General features: G+C 71.6%; 20 protein-coding genes. 5 read left to right on the top strand and 15 right to left on the bottom strand.

Annotated elements, in window-relative coordinates; genetic code table 11:
* Positions 1–19: 19 nt before the first annotated feature.
* The 7 genes from ACZ5K7_RS32640 to ACZ5K7_RS32610 form a co-directional block, all read right to left on the bottom strand.
* Positions 20–1,222: an acetyl-CoA acetyltransferase gene (locus ACZ5K7_RS32640; RefSeq protein WP_468918956.1), complete on the bottom strand. Its 1,203-nt coding sequence runs from the start codon at positions 1,220–1,222 to the stop codon at positions 20–22.
* Between the two features lie 9 nt (positions 1,223–1,231).
* Entirely contained in the window at positions 1,232–2,635 is a 1,404-nt protein-coding gene (locus ACZ5K7_RS32635; RefSeq protein WP_468918954.1) for an OB-fold domain-containing protein, read from the bottom strand.
* A 40-nt stretch (positions 2,636–2,675) separates the two neighbouring features.
* Positions 2,676–3,830 (bottom strand): acyl-CoA dehydrogenase family protein, encoded by a 1,155-nt coding sequence (locus ACZ5K7_RS32630; RefSeq protein ID WP_468919276.1) that lies wholly within the window; start codon positions 3,828–3,830, stop codon positions 2,676–2,678.
* A gap of 32 nt (positions 3,831–3,862) precedes the next feature.
* On the bottom strand, positions 3,863–4,630 hold the full coding sequence (locus ACZ5K7_RS32625) for an SDR family NAD(P)-dependent oxidoreductase (RefSeq protein WP_351702044.1): 768 nt from the start codon (positions 4,628–4,630) through the stop codon (positions 3,863–3,865).
* A gap of 127 nt (positions 4,631–4,757) precedes the next feature.
* Positions 4,758–5,912, bottom strand: a complete 1,155-nt coding sequence (locus ACZ5K7_RS32620) for an acyl-CoA dehydrogenase family protein (RefSeq protein WP_468918950.1) — start codon at positions 5,910–5,912, stop codon at positions 4,758–4,760.
* Complete coding sequence (locus ACZ5K7_RS32615) at positions 5,909–6,343, bottom strand: MaoC/PaaZ C-terminal domain-containing protein (protein WP_351702050.1); 435 nt, start codon at positions 6,341–6,343, stop codon at positions 5,909–5,911. Before ACZ5K7_RS32615 ends, ACZ5K7_RS32620 begins: the two co-directional genes overlap by 4 nt.
* On the bottom strand, positions 6,340–6,789 hold the full coding sequence (locus ACZ5K7_RS32610; protein WP_351702053.1) for a MaoC family dehydratase N-terminal domain-containing protein: 450 nt from the start codon (positions 6,787–6,789) through the stop codon (positions 6,340–6,342). The genes ACZ5K7_RS32615 and ACZ5K7_RS32610 overlap by 4 nt, the downstream gene beginning before the upstream one ends.
* Before the next feature lie 308 nt (positions 6,790–7,097).
* On the opposite strand from ACZ5K7_RS32610, the gene ACZ5K7_RS32605 reads away from it, so the two are divergent.
* Genes ACZ5K7_RS32605 through ACZ5K7_RS32590 form a run of 4 tightly spaced genes read left to right on the top strand, consistent with a single transcriptional unit; the run spans position 7,098 to position 10,423 of the window.
* Positions 7,098–8,285, top strand: a complete 1,188-nt coding sequence (locus ACZ5K7_RS32605) for a CaiB/BaiF CoA transferase family protein (protein ID WP_351702056.1) — start codon at positions 7,098–7,100, stop codon at positions 8,283–8,285.
* A gap of 58 nt (positions 8,286–8,343) precedes the next feature.
* Positions 8,344–9,153: an enoyl-CoA hydratase/isomerase family protein gene (locus ACZ5K7_RS32600; protein ID WP_351702059.1), complete on the top strand. Its 810-nt coding sequence runs from the start codon at positions 8,344–8,346 to the stop codon at positions 9,151–9,153.
* Positions 9,150–9,647, top strand: coding sequence for a MaoC/PaaZ C-terminal domain-containing protein (locus tag ACZ5K7_RS32595; RefSeq protein ID WP_468918945.1), 498 nt, complete (start codon positions 9,150–9,152; stop codon positions 9,645–9,647). Before ACZ5K7_RS32600 ends, ACZ5K7_RS32595 begins: the two co-directional genes overlap by 4 nt.
* Positions 9,644–10,423, top strand: coding sequence for an enoyl-CoA hydratase-related protein (locus ACZ5K7_RS32590; protein ID WP_468918942.1), 780 nt, complete (start codon positions 9,644–9,646; stop codon positions 10,421–10,423). Before ACZ5K7_RS32595 ends, ACZ5K7_RS32590 begins: the two co-directional genes overlap by 4 nt.
* Before the next feature lie 33 nt (positions 10,424–10,456).
* Here ACZ5K7_RS32590 and ACZ5K7_RS32585 read toward each other — a convergent pair whose 3' ends face one another.
* The 7 genes from ACZ5K7_RS32585 to ACZ5K7_RS32555 all read right to left on the bottom strand — a co-directional run bounded on the left by ACZ5K7_RS32585 (position 10,457) and on the right by ACZ5K7_RS32555 (position 19,037).
* A complete protein-coding gene (locus ACZ5K7_RS32585) occupies positions 10,457–11,203 on the bottom strand; it encodes an SDR family NAD(P)-dependent oxidoreductase (RefSeq protein ID WP_468918939.1) in 747 nt (248 codons plus the stop codon).
* Between the two features lie 200 nt (positions 11,204–11,403).
* A complete protein-coding gene (locus ACZ5K7_RS32580) occupies positions 11,404–12,591 on the bottom strand; it encodes a CaiB/BaiF CoA transferase family protein (RefSeq protein ID WP_468918936.1) in 1,188 nt (395 codons plus the stop codon).
* A gap of 82 nt (positions 12,592–12,673) precedes the next feature.
* Entirely contained in the window at positions 12,674–13,435 is a 762-nt protein-coding gene (locus ACZ5K7_RS32575; RefSeq protein ID WP_351702074.1) for an SDR family NAD(P)-dependent oxidoreductase, read from the bottom strand.
* A gap of 47 nt (positions 13,436–13,482) precedes the next feature.
* A complete protein-coding gene (locus tag ACZ5K7_RS32570) occupies positions 13,483–15,738 on the bottom strand; it encodes an acyl-CoA dehydrogenase family protein (RefSeq protein ID WP_468918933.1) in 2,256 nt (751 codons plus the stop codon).
* A gap of 73 nt (positions 15,739–15,811) precedes the next feature.
* Positions 15,812–16,570 (bottom strand): CoA-transferase subunit beta, encoded by a 759-nt coding sequence (locus ACZ5K7_RS32565; RefSeq protein ID WP_468918930.1) that lies wholly within the window; start codon positions 16,568–16,570, stop codon positions 15,812–15,814.
* 1 nt (position 16,571) lies between these two features.
* The gene (locus ACZ5K7_RS32560) at positions 16,572–17,411 is read right to left on the bottom strand and encodes a CoA transferase subunit A (RefSeq protein WP_468918927.1); all 840 of its coding nucleotides are present in this window, start codon (positions 17,409–17,411) and stop codon (positions 16,572–16,574) included.
* A gap of 405 nt (positions 17,412–17,816) precedes the next feature.
* Positions 17,817–19,037, bottom strand: a complete 1,221-nt coding sequence (locus tag ACZ5K7_RS32555; protein ID WP_468918924.1) for an NAD(P)/FAD-dependent oxidoreductase — start codon at positions 19,035–19,037, stop codon at positions 17,817–17,819.
* 104 nt (positions 19,038–19,141) lie between these two features.
* On the opposite strand from ACZ5K7_RS32555, the gene ACZ5K7_RS32550 reads away from it, so the two are divergent.
* Positions 19,142–19,339, top strand: a complete 198-nt coding sequence (locus ACZ5K7_RS32550; protein WP_351702089.1) for a ferredoxin — start codon at positions 19,142–19,144, stop codon at positions 19,337–19,339.
* Between the two features lie 359 nt (positions 19,340–19,698).
* On the opposite strand, the gene ACZ5K7_RS32545 is transcribed toward ACZ5K7_RS32550, so the two are convergent.
* A complete protein-coding gene (locus tag ACZ5K7_RS32545) occupies positions 19,699–23,355 on the bottom strand; it encodes an ATP-binding cassette domain-containing protein (RefSeq protein ID WP_468918921.1) in 3,657 nt (1,218 codons plus the stop codon).
* Between the last annotated feature and the right edge of the window lie 38 nt (positions 23,356–23,393).

Genomic DNA, 23,393 nt, shown 5'->3' with positions numbered 1-23,393 from the left:
GTGTGGACGGACTGTCCCGTTACGCGTGGGCCCGGCCGGGCCTGGTGCCGACCACGCAGATGAAGCAGACGCAGTCGCCGGGGGCGCCGCCGAGGTTCTGGGTGAGGGCCAGACCGCGGTCCGCGGTGGCCACCTGCCGTTCGCCGGCCTCACCACGCAGTTGCAGCCAGCACTCGTAGATCATCCGCAGGCCGCTGGCGCCGACCGGGTGCCCGAAGCTCTTCAGGCCGCCGTCGGGGTTGACCGGCAGGTCCCCGTCGCGGTCGAAGCGGCCGTCGAGGACGTTCCGCCAGGCCGTGCCGCGCCCGGCGAACCCGAGGTCCTCCATGAGCACGATCTCGGTCGGCGTGAAGCAGTCGTGGACCTCGGCCAGGGCCAGCTCACGCCGCGGGTCGGTGATCCCGGCCTGCTCGTAGGCGCCCTGGGCGCAGCTGACGACCTCGGGGAAGCTCGTGTAGTCGTACCCCTCGTCCGCGGCGCCGGAGCCCGAGCCGGTGACCAGCGACAGCGCCTTGATGTACAGAGGGCGGTCGGTGTAGAGGTGGGCGTCCTCGGCACGGACGACGAGGGCCGCGGCGGCGCCGTCGGCCACACCGGAGCAGTCCAGTACACCGAGGACGCCGGCGACCGCGGGCGAGCGGGCGATGGTCTCCTTCGAGATCTCCTTGCGGAACTGGGCCCGCGGGTTCAGGGCGCCGTTGGCGTGGTTCTTCCACGCGACGTGGGTCATCGCCTCGCGGAAGTCCTCGGCGGAGACGCCGTAGCGCTGCTGGTAGGCGGGGGCCAGCAGGCTGAAGTTGGCCGGGGCGGAGGTGTTCACACGCGTCCCGTCGTCCTGGATCTTCGGGGAGACGAGCCCGGAGTAGCCGGTGTCCTTGAGCTTCTCCACACCCACCGCCATCGCCACGTCGACGGCGCCGGAGGCGACCGCGTACACGGCGGCCCGCAGCGCCTCGGAGCCGGTGGCGCACATGTTCTCGACCCGGGTGACGGGCTTGCCCGTCAGACGCAGCGGGCGGCTGAGCGCCATGCCGCTGATCCCGGAGAGGTAGGTGCCCAGCCAGTACGCGTCGACGTCGTCGGCCGACAGGTTCGCGCCCTTGAGGACCTCGGTGACCGCCTCGACCGCGAGTTCGTCGGCGCTGCGGTCGAAGTGCTCGCCGAAGCGGGTACAGCTCATCGAGACGATGGCCACCCGGTCGCTGAGACTGTGCTGTGCCACGACGGTCTCCTAGCTCTCGTCGTCCGTGGACGGGTCGCGGTGCGGGCGCGACTTCCAGACGTAGTTGTGGATGCCGTCGACGGTTCCGCCGCGCCGGAAGGTGGGCACGACCTCGTCGCCGACCTCGATCGGGCGGCGGACGTCGGTCAGTTCGCACTGGAGCCGTCCGCCGCCCGCGAAGGCCACGACGGCGCTGACGAGCGGCGGGCTCGGGGAGAACGCGAGACGGTCGACGGTGAAGGTGACGATGCGAGCGGTGTCGCCGCCCGCGCTCACCGGGTCGAACGCGCCGGTGTGCCGGCACCGGTAGCAGACCGTGGGCAGCGGGTACTGCACGGCGCCGCACGCGCGGCACCGCCCGCCGGACAGGGAGAGCTTGTAGCGGCGGTTGCGCCAGGCGTAGGGCGCGGAGGGGCGGTCCGGTTCGGGACGGCGGGGGCGCTCGCCCTCGACACGCCGGCGCCACAGCAGGTACTGGGGGTAGGTGATCGTCACGCCGTCGCCGATCCGGTCGCGCACCGGGCGCCCGCGCAGCTCCGCGATGGTGTCGGCGGCCCGCAGGACGATCGCGTCGGCGCCGTCGGCGAGGGAGACCAGCAGCAGGCGTTCGCCCGGTTCGGCCGCGTCGAGGAGGTCGGCGAGCAGCAGGCCGGGGTGGGCGGTTCCGGTGTTGCCGACGGCGTCGGCGAGGTCGGCTCCCTGCTGCTGGGCGCCGGTGGTGCGGCGGACGGCGGCGCCGACGGTGCGTACGGCCCGCGGGTTGAGACCGGCGACGGCGAAGCGGTCGATGCCGTCCAGGTCGAGGCCCTGTTTGGCCAGGGTGATCAGCAGCTGGTCGGCGAGTTCGGCGTACCGCTGTTCGCCGAAGCGTTCCTCCCAGGTGTGGGCGTCGTCGGAGCCGGGGGCGCGCCACCGGTCGATGAACTCGGCGGTCGCGGAGGCGGTGTGGGTGAGGTCGGCGAGCGTGCCGTCGTCGCCGAACAGGTAGGCCGCCGAGGCGTCGCCGCCGCCGCGTTCGTCGGCGCCGCCGACGGGGCCGCCGCGGCGGTCGGCGAGGACGGCCAGCCCGCCGTCGCGGGCCGCCGCGAGCAGGGCCGTGATGCCGGAGCGCAGGTTCGCGCCGAGGTCGACGGCGGTGATGTCGGGGGGCAGGTCGAGGGCGGCGTGCACGGTGGTCGCGTTGGTCTTGTCCGCGTAGACCGGGTCGGAGGTGGCGAACCAGAGGCTGCCCACGGACTCCGCACGGCCCCGTACCACGGGGAGCGCGGCCGCCACACCGAGCGTGGTGGTGTCCTCGTCGTATCCGGCGACGCTGCGTTCGCCGGAGGCGTCCGCGCCCAGGGCCGCCGCGATCTCCGACCGCCGCAGCCGGTACTGCGGGATGTAGCAGTGGTACCTGACGATGCCGGTCACGCGCCCGCCTTCCTTCGTTGTCGACGCGCGGGGAACCCGCCTAGCGCAGGGCGGAGACGCCCAGTAGTTCCTTGCCGATCCCCAGGATCTGGATCTGTGAGGTGCCCTCGGGGATGGTCGCTTCGCGGGCGTCGCGGAACAGCCTCTCGGGGACGCTGCCTTCCATCAGCCCCGCGGCGCCGAAGACCTGGACCGCGCTGGTGGCGGCCGCGTTGGCGGCCTCCGAGCAGTAGTACTTGGCCATGGCGCACTCGGTGCGGGCCTGGTGGCCGGCGTCCAGCAGCCGTGCGGCCGACTGGTACATCTGGCGGGCCGCCCGGGTGCGTACGGCGATGTCGACGACGAGTTGCTGTACCAGCTGGAACCCGGCCAGGGGCCGCCCGAACTGGTGCCGGTCCCGTGCGTGGCCGGTCGCCGCTTCCAGGGCCGCCTGGGCCAGTCCGGTGCAGCCGGCGCTCACGTTGAGGCGGCCGGCGTTGACGGCGCGCATCGCGAGGGACAGGCCGCGTCCGATCTCGCCCAGTACGTTCGCGGCCGGGACCACGACCCCGTCCAGCTCGACGTCGCAGCAGGTCACGGAGCGCACCGGCAGGTGCGGGCGGTCGACCGCGCGATATCCGTCGGCGCGTTCGACCAGGAACGCGGTGACGCCGCGGGACCCGAGGTCCGGGTCGACGGTCGCGAGCACGATGCCGAAGTCGCCGTGGTCGGCGTTGGTGATGTACGCCTTGCGGCCGGTGAGCCGCCAGGAGCCGTCCGGCAGGCGTTCCGCCCTGGTGGACAGGGCGGTGGCGTCCGAACCGGCGTCGGGCTCGGTGATCGCGAACCAGCCCAATCGCCGGCCCGCCAGCAGTGGCCGGAGGAACCGCTCCTTCTGCTCGTCGGTGCCCGCCATGGAGAGGAGTTCGGCCACCAGCGTGAGGATGTTGGCGGTGGTGCGGATACTCCCCCAGCAGCGTCCGGCCTCCTCCATCAGCAGGGCGCTCGCCAGATGCGACAGGCCCAGTCCCCCGTCGGCGACCGGGATCGCGCCGCGGACGAAGCCGACGTCGAGCAGGCCGGGCACGATCTCCATGGGGAAGGTACGGTCCCGGTCGGCGGCCGGGATCAGCGGCGCGACGCCGTCCAGGTAGGCGCGGGCGCGCCGCAGCAGTGCCCGGGTCTCCTCGTCGAGGAGGGCCCAGTGGCCGGGCAGGTCCTTGTCCCCGGCCCCGGTGGCGGTGGTGGTCAGCTGAACCGCCCCCCGGAGACGTGCACGACCTCGCCGGTGAGGAACCCGGCCTCGGGTGAGGTGAGGTAGAGGACGGCGGCGGCGATGTCGCTCGGCTCGCCCAGGCGCTTGATGCTGTTCGCCTTCACCGCCCGCTCGGCGATCGCCTCGAAGGTCTCCAGGCCGCGCAGCGACGCCGTCTCGATCAGGCCCGGTGCGATCGCGTTCGCGGTGACGCCCTTGCGGCCCAGTTCCTTGGCGACCGACTTGGTCAGGCCGACCACTCCGGCCTTGGCCGCCGAGTAGTTGGCCTGGCCGGGGTTGCCCTGCCAGGCACGGGAGGCGAGCGTGACGATACGGCCGTAGCCCTGGGCGGTCATCAGTCGTGCCGCTTCGCGGACGCAGAAGAAGGTTCCGGTCAGGCAGACGTCGATGACGTCGGACCATTCCTCGTCGGTCAGCTCGGTCAGGCGGCGGTCGCGCGGGAATCCGTGGCTGGTCACCAGGATGTCCAGACGGCCGTGGCGTTGTTCGATGCCGTGAACGGCCGCACGGACCGCCGCGGAGTCCGTCACGTCCAGGAGCAGGGACTCCACCGGCTTGGCGTCCGGCACCGCCGCGGCGCAGCCGGCCACCGCTCGTTCGAGCGCTTCGGCACTGACGTCGGCGACGACGACCTGTGCTCCGGCCGCCGCGAGCCAGTGGGCGGTCTCGCTGCCGAGGCCGCCGGCGCCGCCGGTGATCAGTGCGACCTGGTCCCGCAGGTCGCTGAGGCGACGTGACATCGCGCTTCCCCTCCTTCTGCTGAGAACTTCTCTGAGAACTTCTTCTGAGAACTTCTCTGCCGAGAACTTCATGGATGACGTCGTGATGGCCGGGTCTCCGTCGCCGCGGGTGCGAAGGGACGGGCGGCTAGAGGGTGCGCGCGATGATCTCCTTCATGATCTCGTTCGCGCCGCCGTAGACCTTCTGGACGCGGGCGTCGGCGTACATCCGCGCGATCGGGTACTCCTCCATGTAGCCGTAGCCGCCGAAGAGTTGCACGCACTCGTCGAGGACCTTGCACTGCACGTCGGACAGCCACCACTTGGCCATCGCGGCGGTCTCGTTGTCGAGGCGGCCCTCGCCGATCGCGACGATGCAGTGGTCGAGGAAGAGCCGGGCGGCCCTGGCGAGCGTGGCGCACTCGGCGAGCACGAACCGGGTGTTCTGCTGTTGGTACAGCGGCTTGCCGAACACCTTGCGGTCCTTGGTGTACTCCAGGGTCAGCCGGACGGCCTTCTCGGTCTGCACGACGGCGTTGACGGCGAGGATGAGCCGTTCCTGGGGCATCTGTGTCATCAGCGCGGGGAAGCCGGCACCCTCGGCGCCGATGCGGTTGGCCACCGGCACGCGGCAGTCGGTGAAGAACAGTTCGGAGGTGTCGGCGGCGTGCTGGCCGATCTTGCGCAGCGGCGCGCCCCGGGAGAAGCCGGGCCGGTCGGCCTCGACCGCGATGAGCGTGATCGCCTTGGGATCGGCGTCGGCGGCGTCGGGGTTCTCCACCTTGACGGCGACGATGACCAGGTCGGCGGTCCGGCCGTTGGTGATGAAGGTCTTCGCCGCGTTGACGACGTACTCGTCGCCCTCGCGCCGTGCCTTGCCCGTCATGGCCCGCACGTCGCTGCCGGCGCCCGGCTCGGTCATCGCGATCGCGCCGATGGTGCTGCCCTCGACCATCTGCGGGAGCCACTTCAGACGCTGTTCCTCGGTGCCGTACCTGAGGATGTAGTCGGTGACGACGCCGCTGTGGACGTTGTTGCCCCAGCCCTTCTCGACCGCCCGCGACTGCTCCTGGGTGATCACGACCTGGTGCAGGATGTTCCCGCCGGGGCCGCCGTACTCCTCGGGCACGGTGGGGCACAGCAGGCCGAGTTCGCCGGCCTTCAGCCAGAAGTCGCGGTCGACGTAGCGCTGTTCGGACCATTCGGCCATCCGCGGCGCGGCCTCACGCTCGAAGAACTGGCGTGCCACGTCGCGCAGTGCCTTGAGCTCGTCGGTCATCCAGGGGGATACGTAGTCGGTCATGTCCCGGCCTCGGTCGTGGGATCGGTGCGGAAGGTGGCGGAGCCGCGCAGTGTCGTGGTGCCGTCCGCGAGAGCGGCGGTGAGGTCGAGGACGACCGTGCGCCGGCCGTCCTCCTCGTGGATCTCGCGGACGGTGCCCCGGCAGGTGACCTGCGCGTGGACCGGGGTCCTGGCGACGAACCGCACCGTCCAGGTGTGCAGTCGCGTCTGTGCGAGGTGCGAGGTGAGCAGGGCTCCCAGGTAGGCCATCGACAGCATGCCGTGCGCGAAGACGTCGGACTCGCCGGCCGCGCGGGCGGCGTCGATGTCGATGTGGAGGGGGTTGTGGTCGCCCGAGGCACCGGCGAACAGGGCGAGCGTGGTCCGGCTGATCGGGGGCAGCACGAGCGGGGGCAGCTCATCGCCCACCGCGAGGGTCTCCAGGTCCGTCATGCGGCGGCGTCCCATCTGATGGCCAGGACGTTGACCAGCTCCGCGACCGGCTCACCGTCCCGTGTCACGGATGCCGTGCGCTCCAGGAGCCCGAGCCGGCCTTCGCGTTTCTCGGTGTAGCCGGTGATGCCGAGTTCGAAGTCGAGCCGGTCCCCGGCGAAGCACGGCCGGTGGTAGGTGAACGTCTCACCGGCGTGCAGCGCGGCCGGCAGACCGGCGCCGAGCAGGCCGAGCGCGTGGTACGGATCGGGGCGGCCCATCTCCAGGCTGAACAGGTACGTGGGCGGCACGAGCAGGTCCGGGTAGCCGGCTGCCCGGGCGGCGGCGACGTCGTGGCACACGGGGCGCAGGTCGCCGATCGTGCGCGCGAAGAACCGCAGCGGGCCGCGCTCGACGGTGACGTCGAAACCGGGAAGCCGCTCCCCCACGATCGACTGACGTGACACCGGTCCGTCCCCTTCCCTTAAGAAATACATCCACTAATGCATACACTGTCTCGTGTCGAAGGAACAAGAGGAAGGTCAGGACGAGGGGTCACTGCTTCCGTAGTGAACATGACGGGCCCACTCTGAATTGAGGAGAGATAATTGCTACCTACCACGTTAGTGAGTACGATCCCTCCTGCGATCAACGCTCTGCACACGCCCCTCTCGCGCCGCGGGCCGCGCCGTCGCCGCACCGGAACACCGCGGCTGCCGTGCCCTTGACGGGCGCCGGGGATCACCGGAAGTCATCGAGTCCCTGGAGGCATCCATTGGCACAGGCGGTACTGGACGGCATCCGCGTCGTCGATCTGTCCGAACAGGTGCCGGGCCCCTACGCCACCCGTCTGCTCGCCGGTCTGGGAGCCGATGTCATCAAGGTGGAGCGTCCTGACTCCGGTGACCGGCTGCGGCATCGCCCGGTGATGTTCGCCGCGGAGAACCGCGGCAAGCGCGACCTGTCGATCGATCTGAAGGCGCCCGAGGGCCGGGCAGCCCTCCTGCGGCTGGTCGCGTCGGCCGACGTCCTCGTGGAGGGCTACCGGCCCGGCGTGATGGAGCGGCTCGGCCTGGGTTTCGAGAAGCTCACCGAGACGAACCCGCGCCTCGTCTACGTCTCCATATCCGGGTACGGCGCCACCGGCCCGTACCGTGACCTGCCCGGCCACGACTTCCAGTACCTCGCCCACGCCGGCGCCATCCCGGCCCCACAGGCGTACTACGCGGCCGACTACGTGCCGACCACCCTGCCGGTGGCCGACATGGGCACCTCGGTGTACTCGGTGCTCGCGATCGTCCTCGCCCTGCTCGAAAAGCAGCGCGACCCCGACGCGTTCACCGCCTGCCACCTGGACATCGGCATGTCGGACTGCACGCTGGCGCTCATGGAACCGCGCATCGCCGAGGCCCTCAGGGAGCCCTCCGCCTCCGCGGCCCTGGTGCGTCCCGGTTACGGCGTCTACCTCACCGCCGACGACCGCTGTGTCAGCATCGGCGCATTGGAGGACCACTTCTGGCAGCGTCTCGTCCGCGCGCTGGGTCTCGACCGGTTCGCGGGCGAGGAGTTCGCCGCCTACCAGGACCGGCGCCGGCTCATCAGCCAGATCGACAAGCCGCTGCGGGAGCGGGTGTCCGAGTTCACCCGGGACGCGCTCATCGATCTCCTCGTGCACCACGACGTGCCCGTGGCACCGGTCAACGACCTGCACGAGGCGGCCCGGGACCCGCATTTCCGGGCCCGCGGCATGGTCTACGACACGCCGGACGACGAGCACCCGCGCATCGCCGAATGGCCGGCCGCCCTCGACCGCTTCGCCGACCGCGGCCGTCTCACGCCGACTCCGGCGCTCGGCGGGCACAGCCGTGAGGTGCTCTCCGAACACGGGCTCGGCGAGGCGGAGATCGATGCCCTGATCGCCTCCGGCGTCGTCCGCCAGGCAGACACCACGCCCGACCACTGACCGTGCCGCGGCCCCGGCCGGCCGGCGGCGATACGCACCCACGTCTCAAGGAGTGCTCATGGACTGGTCCTCGTACCGTCACCTCACCTTCGACTACCCGGACGACGGTGTCCTGCTGATCAAGATCAACCGTCCGGACCGGCTGAACGCGATGAACGCGCCGCTGCACACGGAGCTCAGCCAGGTGTGGCTGGACGTCGACAAGGACGACGACTGCCGCGCAGTCGTCATCACCGGGGAGGGCAAGGCCTTCTCGGCGGGCGGCGACTTCGAGATGGTCGAGGCGAGCCTGGGCAGCTACCAGGTCGTCTCCCGGCTGTTCAAGGAAGCGGCCGACCTCGTCCACAACATCACCGACATCAGCAAGCCGGTGATCTCCGCGATCAACGGCACCGCCGTGGGTGCGGGTCTCGCCGTCGCGCTCACCGCGGACATCAGCATCATGTCGGAGACCGCCCGGTTCACCGACGGCCACCACAAGATCGGCGTGGCCGCCGGCGACCACGCGGCCTTCATCTGGCCGCTGCTGTGCGGCATGGCCAAGGCCCGCTACTACCTGCTGACCAACGACTTCATCGACGGCATCGAGGCCGAACGCATCGGCCTGGTCAGCAAGTGCGCCCCTGCCGACGAGGTACTGCCCGAGGCGCTGCGGGTCGCGGCCAAGCTGGCCGCCGGCCCCCGGCACGCCACCGCCGCCACCAAGCGCACCCTCAACCACTGGATCCGGCACGCCACGCCGATCTTCGAGAACGCCCTGGCGCTGGAGATGCTGCAGTTCTTCAGCGACGACGCCCGCGAGGGCTACGAGGCGATGCGGGAGAAGCGCGCGCCGAAGTTCCCGTCGAACCGCGGGACGCAGGTATGAGCCCGGCCGAGCACGCCGGTCTCGTCGGCGACGACCGTCTCTACTTCGAGGACGTGCCGCTCGACCGGACGTTCGTCACCTCCGGCCGGACCGTCACCGAGGCCGACGTCGTCGGCTTCGCCGGTCTGTCGGGCGACTGGAACGCGCTGCACGTCGACGCCCACGCAGCGGCCGCGACGTCGTTCGGCGGGCGCATCGCGCACGGGCTGCTCGTGCTGTCGATGGCGTCCGGCATGACGACCCGGCTGCCCGTCCTGCAGGGCCTGCAGCCCTCCCTGCTCGGCATGACCGGCATGTCGTGCCGCTGGCCCGCCCCGACCCGGATCGGTGACACGCTCCGCATCGAGCTGACCTTCGTCAAGGCCGAGTACACCGCCAGCCGTACCCGCGGCCTGGTCACCGAGCAGCGGCGCGCCGTAAACCAGGACGGCGTCGTCGTCCTGGACAGCGAGTGGGCGCTGCTCGTCGCGGCCCGGCCCCGGGACGCCTCATGAGCGATGTCCATGTCGACACCGCGGACCACGTCGCGGTGATGACCCTGGACCGCGCCCCGGTCAACGCCCTGTCGTCCGCCTTCTACGAGGAGATCGCCGCCGCACTGGAGCAGGTGGCCGGCGACGACACGGTGAACGTGCTCGTCCTGCGGTCCGCGAGCGGCAGGGCGTTCTGTGCCGGCGCGGACGTCACCGAGCTGGCCGGCCTCACCGGTCCGGCCGCGCAGGAGGCCGACGTACGGCGGCAGGAGCTGGCCGGCCGCGTCTTCGGGCGGCTGCTGGCGCTGCCGCAGCCGAGCATCGCCGTGGTGGACGGCCCGGCGATCGGCGCCGGCGCGGTCATCGCGTCCTGCTGCGACATGCGGATGGGATCACCGCGGGCCGAGTTCGTGCTGCCCGAGGTGGACGTCGGGCGGTGCGGCGGCGGCCGGCACCTGATGCGGCATCTGCCGCAGGGCGTAGTCCGCCGGATGTACTTCACCGCCACACCGCTGACCAGCGAGGAAGCCCTCCGTTACGGCTTCCTCGACGCCGTGTACGACACCGGTGCGGAACTGGCGGACGCCGCGCTGGAGCGCGCCCGGGGCATCGCGGCCAAGAGCCCCGTGGCGCTGCGCCTGGGCAAGGCCGCCCTCGACGCCGCCGAACCGCTGCCGGTGCGGGAGGGATACGCGGTCGAGCAGCAGTACACGCTGCGCCTCGCACGTACCGACGATTCCCGTGAGGCGCTGGCCGCGCGCCGGGAGAAGCGGCCGCCGGTGTTCACCGGCAGGTGAGCAGCCGGTGCGGGCGGCGGCCAGGTGCTCTGCTCAGCGCCCGCTGTTCCTGTCGCGCAGCCAGCTGTCGAATTCGACGGCGACGATGCGCTCGTCGTGCACGTCGGCCGCGTCGTCGGACGCCAGCCAGACGACGGGCGGGCCCATCACCGAGGGCTCCAGGAGCGCGTGTCCCCCGGGCACCGCGCCGGAAGGGATCATCCCCGTGCTGGTCCCCCCGCCGGGCAGCAGCAGGTTGACCCGGATGTCCGTGTCCCGCAGGTCGGCGGCCATGATCCGGGACAGCGCCTCGCTGCCGGCGCGCGACGGTCCATAGGGGACGAACCCGGGCAGTCGCATGGTCGTATGGTTCATCGAGATGTTGACGATGCGGCCGTGGCCGCCGGCGGCCAGCATCCGCTTCGTGACCGCCCTCGCTACCAGGAAGTAGCCGGTCAGATTGGTCTCGATCACCGCGCGGAAGCCGTCGGCCGGTACCTCCCAGAAGCCCTGGGGGTCCGTCATGAAGCGCGGGTTGACCGTGCGCATGCCGATCCCGGCGTTGTTCACCAGCATATCGACGCCGCCGAGCCGCTCCCAGGCCTCGTCGACGGCCTTCTCCACCGCCGCTTCGTCCCGCACGTCCAGTCCGATGCCGATCGCGCCCGGGAGGCCGGCGGCGACCTCGCTCGCACGCTCGCCGGAGCGGCCGGTCAGCGCGACCGTCGCTCCCGACGTCGCCAGGGCGGCGGCCATGGCGTATCCCAGCCCGCTCGTCCCACCGGTCACCAGTGCCTTCATCGGATCATCTCCATCGTGCGAACCACCCGCTCGCGCTGGCGGGCCGAGGTCCGCGACGGCGCCGGGGACCTCATGAGCACCACACTAGGCCTCGCAAGCCGGGCGAAATCGACCCGGGTCCGCCATGCGGTCCACTCCCCCGCGCCCGCGCCCGCGCCCGCGGCCCGGCCGGGGCCGGACGGCCATGAGCCGTCGGCGGGTCAGGTGACGGCGCCCGCCTCGCGCAGTGCGCGGATCGCCTCCGCGTCGTAGCCGAGTTCGGTGAGTACTTCGTCGCTGTGCTCCCCGACGGCGGGCGGATAGCCCCACGGCCGGGCCGGCGTGCGGGAGAGGTGAACGGGGTTGTTCACGGTGACGATCTCGCCGTGGACGGGGTGGTCGAGGACCAGCCGCATGTCGTTGTTCAGCACCTGGGGATCCTCGAACACCTCCTCCAGCCGGTTCACCGGGCTGCACGGCACGTCACCGGCGTCCAGCAGCGGGACCCAGTGCGCGGTCGGCCGCGCGGCGAAGGCCCGTTCGAGTTCGGGGACCAGGTCGTTCCGGTTGCGCACGCGGTCGGCGTTGGTCGCGTACCGCGGGTCGCCCGCCAGGTCCTCGCGCGCGAGCGCGTGGCAGAGGTTGACCCAGAACTTCTCGGTCAGGCACGCCACGACCATCCAGCCGTCGGCCGTCGCGAACACCTGGTAGGGCACGATGTTGGTCTGGGCGCCGCCCATCGGCCGGTAGGGCACCCCGGTGCGGTGGTAGGCCACGGACAGGTTCGCCAGCAGGGACACCTGCCCGTCGAGGAGGTTGACGCTCACCTGCTGGCCGGTTCCGTCCCGGTCGCGGACCCTGAGTCCCAGCAGGATCGCGTTCATCGCGAGGTAGGAGCACAGGAAGTCGCCGACCGCCGGACCCACTTTCACCGGGGTGCGCCCCGGTTCGCCCGAGGTGCCCATGACTCCGCCGCGGGCCTGGGCGATCAGGTCCATGCCGGGCCGGCCGGCCAGCGGGCCGCTCTCGCCGTAGCCGGTGATCGAGCAGTAGACCAGCCTCGGGTGGAGTTCGGCCAACGACGCGTAGTCGACGCCGAGCCGGGCCGCCGCGGAGGGGCGCATCGACACGGCGAGCACGTCCGCGTCCGCCAGCATCCGTTCCAGGACGCCGAAGCCGGCGGCGGTCTTGAGGTCGAGGGCTATCGCGCGTTTGCTGCGGTTGACGCTGTACGCGTAGGCGCTCTCCCCCGGCCCGAACGTGTTGTCGATGCGGCGCAGCGGGTCGCCCGACGGGGGTTCGATCTTGATGACGTCCGCGCCGAAGTCGCCGAGCATCGAGGTCGCGTAGGGGCCGGAGGCGATCTGTGTCAGGTCGACGACCTTGATGCCGTCCAGGGGTTGTGTCATGGGGAGCTGCCTCAGTGCTGTCGGCGGTTCGAGAAGGGCCGAAGGGGCCGGGGCGCGAGCCGGGGCGCCTCTGCGTGGACGGTCAGGTGTGCAGGTGGTAGCCGCCCGAGACGCACAGGACCTCACCGGTGATGAAGCCGGCCTTCTCGCCGGCGAGGAACGCGACGGCGTTGGCGATGTCCTGGGGCTGTCCGACGCGGCCCAGCGGGGTCTGGCGTGCCATCTCGTCCACGTACTCGTCGCCGTAGATCTTGCCGAGGAACGGGTTCCAGGCCAGTCCGGGGGCGACCGCGTTGACGCGGATCCCGTGGGGCGCGGCCTCCATCGCCGCGGCACGGGTGAAGCCCATGATGCCGGCCTTCGCCGACGCGTAGTGCGCCTCGCCCTCGGCGGTACGCATCCATCCGGCGATCGAGGACATGTTGACGATGGCGCCGCCGGTGCCCTGGGCGCGCATGATGTTCAGGGCCCGCCGGGTCACGAGGAACGGCCCGGTGAGGGTCACGTCCAGCACGGTCTGCCAGGTCTCGGTGGGCATCTCGTGCAGCGGCGCCAGCATGTTGATGCCACTGTTGTTCACGACGATGTCGAGCCTGCCGTGCTGCTCCACGACGCCGTTCATGACCTCGTCGATCCGGCTTTCGTCCCGTACGTCGAGCGGGACGCCCGTGACGTCGGCGCCGGTGTCCTCGGCGATGTCGGCGGCGACCGATTCGGTGCGGCCTGCGTGCTGGTCGCTGATCACGACCTTCGCGCCCTCGCGGGCGAACGTCCGGGCGACGGCCTGGCCGATTCCGGCGCCGGCGGCGGCCGTGACGAAGACGACCTTGTCGGAGAAGTCCATGGGGTCTGCGCTCCCTGTCTGGTGGGGTGTGCGGGTGGTGGGGACGGTCAGATCCCGGTGATCAGCTGCCATGCGGCGAGGTCGCCGGAGACCGCCTGGGCGCCGAGACGGCGGGCCCAGTGGGCCGGGGTGCCGTCGGCGGCCGACCATTCCCACAGGCGGCGGGTGTAGCGCTGCAGCGCGTACTCCATCGTCACGCCGATCGCGCCGTGCACCTGGTGCGCGGTCCGACCGGCCGTCATGGCCGCGGTGCCGCTGAGGGTGCGGGCGGCCGCGACGAGGGCGAGGTCGAGCGCCGGGTCGCTGTCCTCGCCGAGGGCCGCGTGGGCGGCGTCCACGAGGACGGCGACGCGCTGCGCCTCCGACGCCAGTCGGGTCAGGTGGGCCTGCACCGCCTGGAACCGGTTGATGGGCCTGCCGAACTGGCTGCGTTGGGCGGCGTACTCGATCGCGATCTCGGCGGTGCGCTGCAGGGCACGGGAGAGGGCGACCGACCTGGCGAGTGCGGCGCGGCGGCCCAGGGTCTCCATACCCTCCGCGTGGTCGACGCCGGTGGGCACCAACTGCCGTACCGGGACGGCGTCGAGGCGCACGGCGCGCACCAGCGGTTCGCCCGCGGTGTCGGCTCCGGTGGCGGGCCGGGCGAGGCCGGCCATGGCCACCGTGGCGACGTGCAGCTTCCCGTTTTGCTCGACGGGCACGACGAGGGTGCCGGCCTGGTCGGGCCAGCGGATCTCGTCGACGGTGCCGGTGAGTGTCGTCCCGTCGTCGGTGACGCGTACGGTTCCCGTGCCCAGGACGGCCAGTTCGTCCGCCCAGGGGAAGGTGATGCCTGCCCGGGCCAGCAGCCAGCCCGCCTGGACCGGGCCCTCGATGACGGGTGTGCTCGTCCCCGCGTAGGCGGTTCCCCGTACGATCTCCAGCGCGTCGGAGAGGGATCCGCCGCTGCCTCCGAGGTCCTCCGGCACCGAGACCCCGAGGTAGCCCGTCGTCCGCAACTCGTCGGACACCCGCAGCGATACGGGGTCGGCCTGGCCGCGCGGCACCGACCGGACGGCCGGATCGGGGTCGGCCGCGATGCGGGACGCCTGCTCGTACACGGTCTCGGCGAGCGGCGAGCCCAGCGCCCTGGTCCGGCCCGAGCGGGTCCAGGAGCCGAGCTGCCTGCTCACCAGGAGGCGCAGCACCTCGTTGGTGCCGCCGGCCGTGGTGAACACCGCCGAGCGCAGCCGGTTGATGTCGAGGAACTCGTGGAAGCGGTCGGCGGCGGGTCCCGGCTCGATCCCCTCGTACCGGTAGGCCCACAGCTGGTCGACCAGGAGCTGTTCCAGCTCGGTCCCGAGGTCCTTGGCCATCGCCGCCTCCGCGACGGGGGAACGGCCGTCGTCGACCATGCGTGCGATCGACAGGGACATGAGCCGCAGGCCCATCTGCTGGGCGATCACACTGCCGATGAGGTCGTGGCTGTGCTGCGGCGCGGTGACATGCCGACGCGACCGCACGAAGGCCTCGAACAACGGGAACGTCGACAGGTAGCGTTCCGGGCCGGCGCGCTCCAGGGCGAGTTCGGCGGTCAGCTGCTCCCAGCCGGACCCCTCCCTGCCGATCAGCCGGTCGTCGGCGGCGAAGACGTCGTCGATGACGACCTCGTTGAAGTGCCGCTCGCCGTCCATGCCCTCGATGGGGTGGACGGTCAGGCCCTCGGCGTCCATCGGTACGACGATCAGGCTGAGGCCGTTGTGCTTGACGTCCGAGTCGCTCGTGCGGCACAGGATCTCGATGTAGTCGGCCTTGTCGGCGTCCGTGGTCCAGATCTTGCGCCCGGTGATCCGCCAGCCGCCGTCGACCTTCTGGGCGCGGGTACGGACCGAGGCGAGGTCGGAGCCCGACTCCGGTTCGCTGAACCCTCCCGCGATCAGACACCGTCCCGAGGCGATCAGCGGCAGGAGTTCACGGCGCAGCGTTTCCGGGCCGTTGGCCAGGAGGCTGGGGGCGGTCTGCCGGTCGGCGGTCCAGTGGGCGCCGAGCGGGGCGCCCGCGGCCAGCAGTTCGGAGATGACCAGGCAGCGCTCCACACCGGAGCGGGCCGCTCCCCCGTACTCGGCCGGGATGGTCATCCCCACCCAGCCGCGGCGGGCGAGTTCCGCGCTGAACTCGCGCGAGAGGCCACCGCGTGTCGGGCTCTCGGCGGACGGCGGGAAGGGCGCGGCCCGGGCGAACGCGCGTACCTCGGTGACGAGGGCGCGTTCGGTGCCGGTGAGTGCGATCGGTTCGAAGCCGAGGGGCTTGCCGTGATCACTCATGTCTCTCGGATGCTCCCTGCCGTGGGTGAGGTGTCGGTGCGCCGGGGACCGGTTGCCGCGACGTCCGGTCGGGTCAGTGGTCCGCGGACAGCAGGCCGCCGGGGTCGACCGAGCCGCGCAGCAGCGCGATCTCCTCGGTGGTCGGGGTGAAGGCCTCGGGCGGTGTGCCGGGCAGCGCCCATCCGGTGCGCTGTCGGACGTCGTGCCAGTCGACCGGGTGCAGCGCCAGGTCGGGGGTGAGCGTCCCGTCGTCGGCGGGCCTGAACAGGAGGTCGGGGGTGAGCAGGATCGTTGGTCCGGCGTTGGGCAACCCGAGTTCCGTCCGGCCGCGGCCGCGGTAGGAGTGGCCGATGACGGAGGCGTAGTCGACCCGGTCGACCAGGGTGCGCCGGTCGTGGCGCTCGGTGTAGAGGATCGTGCCGCGGGCGGTGTGCCCCAGGCCGGTGTTGGCGAGCCCCGGTCCGCGCAGGCGTCCCGACGGGGTGTTCACCCAGTGCAGGTTCACACAGCCGTACCGGTCGATCTGCATGCCCCCGTAGAACATGACGTCGATGCCGAGTTCGGTGAGGGCGAAGACGTCGCTCATGTCGCCGATCGCGACCGGCTTGCAGTCCCAGCCGGCGGTGAACTCCGGGACCAGGCGGCGCGGATTGACGTAGACGCCGGCTCCCAGCACGGTCAGCCGCGGCGCGTGCGTGGCCTGGGCCAGCAGGCAGGCCGCGAGCGGTACGGCAGAGGCGGCGCCGGTCAGGACGGTCGTGTCGTCCTTGAGTTCGCGTGCGATCGCGATGCTGATGCGCTCCCGCGGTGACAGTTCGGTGGTGTCCGTCATCTCAGCACGCCGCCCGTTCGAGTTCCCGCAGCCTGGCTTCGGGCAGCCCGGCCACATAGGTGTGGTGATCGACGTCGCAGTGCTGTGCGACGTAGTCGGAGAAGCCGCCCGACCTGGCCTGTTCCTGGTAGCCGCACAGGTGTTCGAGGTCAGCGGTGTAGGAGCCGACGCTGCCCAGCGGATGCGCCCCGAACGGGGTCTCCACGACGTCATCGACGAGGTATCCGGGGACGGAGACTCCGAGCCGCGCAGCTTCCGCGGTGCTGATCACCCTGTCGACCTGGGCGACGACATACCGGGCCGCGCGGGCGATGAGCACATCGGCCCAGCGGCTGCCGAAGTGGACCAGGTTGCCGTTCTCGTCCCCGAGCGGTGCGTGCAGCAGCGCCACGTCGACCCGCAGCGGTGCGACGCCGGTGAGGCCGCCGGATGTCACGGTCAACGGGTTGTCGTCGACGAGGTCGTTGGTCCCCATGTGGTCGAGGACCTGGAAGGGGGCGTTGTGGTCGGCCGCGAGGTAGCCGCCGAGGAGCAGTGCCTCGTCGCAGTCCTCGAAGGTGACGGAGCCGTCCTCCGCGGCCCGCCGCGTGCACGGTGCCAGGCCCAGGCTCGCCAGGGAGATGTGCGGGATACGTACCGTGCTCACGCGGCCGGCCCCGATCAGGACGTCGGCGTCCCAGGAGGCGGCGGGCGCGGAGCACAGGAACAGGTCCGTGGTGCCGGCCCGGAGCAGGGCGCGCACCAACGTGCTGGGGCGGTTCTCCAGCAGCATCCCGCCGAGCGCGACGCTGCCGACATCGCGCAGGCGGAGCTCCACCTCGGGCAGGCTGATGATCGACATCGGATGCGGTACAGCCCTTCGGTCCGGGCCGGGGCACTGCCGGCCTCCGTCTCACCCGTCGGCAGAAACGGCGGGATACAGAGCGCCCGTGCCCCCAGCGGCATGCCGGAGGCTCACGACCTTCGGCAAATCTGCATTCATTTTAGGCGACATTCCAGATGACGGGAAGAGTCGCGGCCGACAGATCGACAGGGCGCGGGGGCCCGGAGAGAACCGGGCAAGGGCCGAATATCCGCTGGCCAGCATGGGTTTTTCCGTCAAGCGCACCGGGCGGAGCAGATACGACACACAGCCGGGACGCGCGACGCGAGACACAATGGACTCGTTTCTGTATGCAAGACAGACGAGTATGTCCTCTGCCCGCGCCGCGCTGACACAGGGCCCGCACCCCGGGGCCGAAGGGCCTCAGGTACGGGGCGGCACCGCCAGCCGCTCCCGCGCCTGGTCCAGGCTCGCACCCTCGGCGATCATCCGGCGGCACTGGAGCAGCGCCTTCGGCCAGTTGACCACCGCCGCGGCACACACCCTCCCCGCGGCGTCGGCATGCAGGACGGCCGCCTGGGGCCGCTGTCCCGCCAGGTCTCCGACCAGGGCGTCCTGGCCGCCGGCCACAGGCCGTCCGATGAGCTGAAGCTTCCAGTCGTACTGGTCGGACCAGACGTAGTCGCTGGGCCGGTACGGCACCCGGGCATCGGGATGAGTGATGTTGCGCGCGGCACAGCGGGCCTGGTCGGTGGCGTTCGTCCAGTGCTCGGAGCGCACCAGGGTGCCGAGCACCGGATGCGGCCAACGGGCCACGTCGCCGACCGCGTACACGCCGGGCGCCCCGACCGCCGCCAGGTACTCGTCGCAGACCACCCCGTCGTCGATGGTCAGGCCGCTGTCCGCGAGCCATCCGACGTTGGGCGTCGCGCCGATGCCGACGACCACCGTCGCGGCCCGCAGCCGCGTACCGTCGTCCAGGGTCACGGTGAGATCGCCGGCCGCACCCGTCACCGAGCCGACCCCGACCCCGAAGCGGGCGTCCACCCCATGCCGCGCGTGCACCTGCGACAGGAGTTCGCCGAGCACGGGCCCGGCGACGCGGGCCATCGGGACCGCCACGGGGTCCACCACGGTCACCTCGCATCCGGCGGTCCGTGCGGCCGCCGCCGCCTCCGCACCGATGAACCCGCCGCCGATCACGACGACGGAAGAGCCCGGCACGAGGTGCTGCTTCAGGTTCGTGCTGTCCGCGAGCGTGCGCAGCAGATGTACGCCCGACTCCGGCCGCCAGGGCGAAGGGCGGGCGGAGAGGCCGGTCGCGATCACGAGCGTGTCGTAGCCGACGACGCCGCCGTCGGCCAGTTTCACCCTGCGCGCGGTCGCGTCCAGGCCCGCCGCCGCCACGCCGAGCCGCAGCTCGATCCCGGCTGCCGCCGCGTCCGCCTCGGCGATCAGGGCGATGCGTTCACGGTCCCATGCCCCGGCGAGTATCTGCTTGGACAGCGGGGGGCGGTCGTACGGCCACTCCGCCTCCTCGCCTATGACGGTGACGGTGACATCGGCGTCCCCGTCGGCCGTCAGGGCCTGCGCCGTGTGGATACCCGCCACCGACGAGCCCACGACGACGACCTTGTGCGCCACGGCGACCTCCCTCATCTCGACCGGCGGCCGGGTTGTTGACGCGTCCCGGTCTGCCGCATACCGTAACTCGTGAAAACATTTTTGCATACATTAAGGGGGATGCTGTGCCCTTCACCGCACGAATCGACCGTGATGCCTGCGAAGGCCATGGCCTGTGCATCCTCGACAACCCGGCTGTCTTCCAGATGGACGACGACGGCTGCGCGACGGTCGCCCTTCACGACGTGCCCGACGAACGCCGCGCGAAGGTCGAAGCGTCCGTCCGCGGCTGTCCGGCGGGGGCCATCAGCATCGAAGGCTGACCGCCGGTCCACGACCGGGCGGTCGGCACCGCGGCATCCGGTGACAGATCGTCAGTGGGTGCGATGCGGATTCCCGTCGCCGTGCCGTACGTACTACGCCGATGCCCTCGACCACCTGGCGGTCGAGGGCATCGGCGTGCTGCGATCTGCGCCGGGAAGGGCGGATGCGTATCGGCGGTGGGGTGCGCATCCTGGTCGCCGGCCCGGGACGACGGTGGGCGGTCGCGGTGCCGTGTGCCCACCATCGTCCCGGCTTCCGGTTCTCAGGTCCCGGCCTCCTGTTCCCGGCCTTCAGTTCCCGGCCTTCCTAGCCCAGCCTTCCTATCCCGGTCCGCCGACCGTCCGGGAGGACGTCCGCGTCAGGCGGTCTCCGCCACCGGCTGCCTGTCCTGGCCGGTGTTGCCGAGATAGTGGTCGAAGACGTCTCCTCGCGCGTCGGCCGCGGCGCCGCTCCAGACGAGTCGGCCCCTGCGGAGGATGTGGCACTCGTCGGCGATCTGTAGCGCGCGGTGGACGAACTGCTCGATGACGATGAGCGAGACACCCATGTCGATGGCCCGCTCCAGGCCCTCGAACACCTCGTCCACGACGAGGGGCGCGAGCCCCAGCGAGATCTCGTCGGCGATGACCAGGCGCGGCAGATGGGCGAGGATACGGGCCAGCGACAGCATCTGCTGCTGACCTCCCGACATGGTGCCGGCGATCTGGGTGCGCCGGTCGGCGAGGATCGGGAACAGCTCCATCGCCCGGTCCGTCGCCTGTGCTCGTTCCGCCTTGGGCGCCGTCTGCACGGCGATGCGCAGGTTCTCCGCCACCGTCAGCGCGGGGAACACCCCCCGTCCCTCGGGCAGATGGGCCAGGCCGAGCCGCCGGATGCGGTGGGCGGGCAGGCCCGTGATGTCGGTGCCGTCGAAGACGATCCGGCCCGACCGCACGGGCACCAGTCCGCACACCGCGCGGGCGAGCGTGCTCTTGCCGGCGCCGTTGGCCCCGAGCAGGGCCGTCACCGCGTTCCCCGGCACCGACAGGGACACTCCGCGGACGGCTGTGGCGTTGCCGTAGTCGACGGCGAGGTCCTCGATCCGCAGGATGGGCTCGCCGCTCGACGTCGTCCGGGCCCGCGCGGTGCCCGCCACGGGCTTCCTGGTGGTCGCCTCCGCCCGCGGGCCGGGTTCCGGGACGGCTTCGACCTCGCCCAGGTAGGCCGAGCGTACGGTCTCGTCCGCACGGATCTCGGCGGGCGTGCCCTGGGCGATCAGCTGGCCGAAGTCGAGGACGTAGACCCGGCTGGAGAGGCCGAACACGATCTCGACGTCGTGCTCGACGAGCAGCATCGATATGCCGCGGGTGGCGACGATCCGGGCGAGGGCCTCGGCCAGGACCCGCGACTCGCCCGCGTTGAGCCCGGAGAAGGGCTCGTCGAGCAGAACGGCCTGGGGGCCGGTGGCCAGGGCCCGGCCGATTTCCACGAGGCGGCACATGCCCAGCGGGAGTCCGGCCACCGGAAGGTCCGCCGCGTCGGCGAGGCCGAGCAGGTCGAGGATCTGTTCGACGGCGGTCAGCTCGCCGGGTTCGGTGCGCAGGTGGCGGCCCGTGAACGGGTCGCTCCAGGACCGCGAGGGCTTCTCGTCCAGGCGGTGGGCGAGCAGGAGGTGGTCGCGCACGGTGAGGTCACCGGAGAGTTCGGGGTGCTGGAAGGTACGGGCCAGGCCGTGCCGGACCCGGCCCTGCGGAGTCATCCCGGACACCTCTTCCCCGGCGAGCAGGACGGTGCCCTCCTGCGCGTGGACGTTGCCCGACAGCACGCCGAGCAGGGTCGACTTGCCCGCGCCGTTGGGGCCCAGCAGGCCCACGACCGTGCCGGCGGGCACGTCGATGTCCACGTTCTGCAGGGCCTTCAGGCCACCGAAGCGGACCGACACGCCCCGCGCGGAGAGCACGGTCCGCGTCGGGTCCGCCACGGCCCTGGGCACGGGTGTGGGCCCGGGTGCGGGGGCCGGCTCCGCTGCGGGAAGGGCCGTCCGGGCCGCCGGGACGGCCGGCTGTGCCGTGTCGTCCTGCCGCGTCCGCGGGCGCAGCCTGCCCAGCAGTGCGCGGCCGGCGCTCCGCAGCTGGCGGCCGTTGAGCGAGATGACGCCCTCGGGGTTGCGGGCCAGCAGCACGGCGCCGACGCCGAACAGCAGGTCGGGCACCGGGCCGAGTCGGACCGGCAGATAGGAGCTGAAGATGTCCGGCAGGAAGACGAAGAACAGGCCGGAGGCGAGCGCGGCGTTGTTGGTGCGGGTGCCGTTGGTGACCAGGACCGCGAACCACACGAGGCCGGCGATGGTGCTGTAGGAGCTCGGCAGCGCCGACCCGTTGTAGATGGCGAGGAAGCCGCCGCCGAAGCCGGCCAGCATGGCGGCCACCATGAAGACGGCGGTCTTCATCCGCAGGACGCTCACGCCCGTGGCCCTTGCGCCCGTCTCCGACGAGCGCAGTGCCCCGAGTGCCAGGCCGGTCGTCGAGCGGCGGACGGCGGCGATGATCAGGCCGGCCACGACGAACATGGCGAGCATGAAGTACGAGAAGGTCCGGTCGTCCGAGGCGAATCCCGGCCGGTCGACCGTGACGCCGACGCCGAACTGGACGAACCGGTCGGCGGTGAAGACCACGGAGGACAGGAACAGGCCCACGGTGAGGGTGACCAGGGCGACGTAGAGGTTGCCCATACGGACCGTCAGGGCGCCCACGACGAGGCCGCCCACGCCGGCCAGCAGACCGCCGATCAGCACGCCCAGCAGGACGGGGAGGTGGAAGACGGTTGCCGCCTGGCCGGTGGCCAGCGCGCCGACGCCGGCGAAGCTGATCTGGCAGAGCGAGATCAGGCCGGCCTCGCCGGTGAGCAGCGTGTAGGAGAGGAAGACGATGCCCATGGCGAGGGCCTCGGCGACCAGTCCGACGCGGTAGCCGGTCAGGAGCAGGGGCAGGACGGCCGCGACGGTCAGGAACAGGTTCCGCGGGATGAGCCCGGCCAGCCCGGTGGCCGCGCGTACGGCGAGCGTCCCGCCGCGGCGGGACGTCCCGGCTGCTCCCGGGGCAGCGGTCTGTGGTGCCGTGGCGGTGGCGCGGTCCAGGCTGCCGCCCGTGCGTTCCCGGCCGACCGAGCCCCGCCAGGAGTAGACCAGCAGGAAGACCAGCACCATCGCGAAGGGGATGCTGGAGATGACGTCGGCGGTCCACTTGCTGGAGGCGGGCAGCAGCCACTGGAGCAGGGAGCCGACGATCCCCATGAGGACGCCGACGCCGACGGCGAGCGGCAGGCTGCGCAGTCGCGCGGCGACGACCGCGGCGAAGGCCGAGGCGGTGAGCAGCGTGTAGTTGTCGACGGAGCTGACGTTGAGGATCGGTGCGGCCAGCACGCCGGCCAGACCCGCGAGGAACGTGCTCGCCGTCCACACACCGACGGCCACCCGTGCCGGGCTGATGCCGGACAGCGAGGTCAGGGCCTCGGAATCGACGGTGGAACGCACCATCAGGCCCACCCCGGTGCGGCGCAGCACGTAGGTGCCGACGGCGAGCACGGCGACGATGCAGCCGTACGCGATGATCTGGTCGAGGGTGACCGTGGCGCCGGCGAAGTGGTAGACCCGCACCGGCTTCGGGGCGAGGCCGGGCGAGGTGAGGATCGCCTTGTTCCCGAAGACGAGTTCGGAGGCGGCCGTGATGGCCACCGACAGGCCGATGGTCGAGGCGACCTTGGTCAGCGAGCTTGCCTGGGTGAGGAACCGGAACAGCAGGTAGTGGAACGCCACGCCGAGCAGCGGGCCGACCACGCAGATGGCCACGACGGCGGCCGGTGCGACCGGCCAGCCCTGCTGGACGTTGAGGAAGTAGTAGAACCGGGCGATGAAGAAGGCGATCGAGCCGAAGGCGAAGTTCAGCACGCCCGCGGAGACATAGGTGACGACGATGCTGGCAGCCGAGATCGCGTAGATCCCACCGAGCACCAGACCGGCGAATACGTAGCCCAACATTGATTGCTCCTGTGCCGAATGCTGCGGCGGCTGCCGAC

The sequence above is a fragment of the Streptomyces sp. NPDC031497 genome, assembly GCF_055580905.1.
This window is presented reverse-complemented; position numbering and strand designations above follow the sequence as displayed.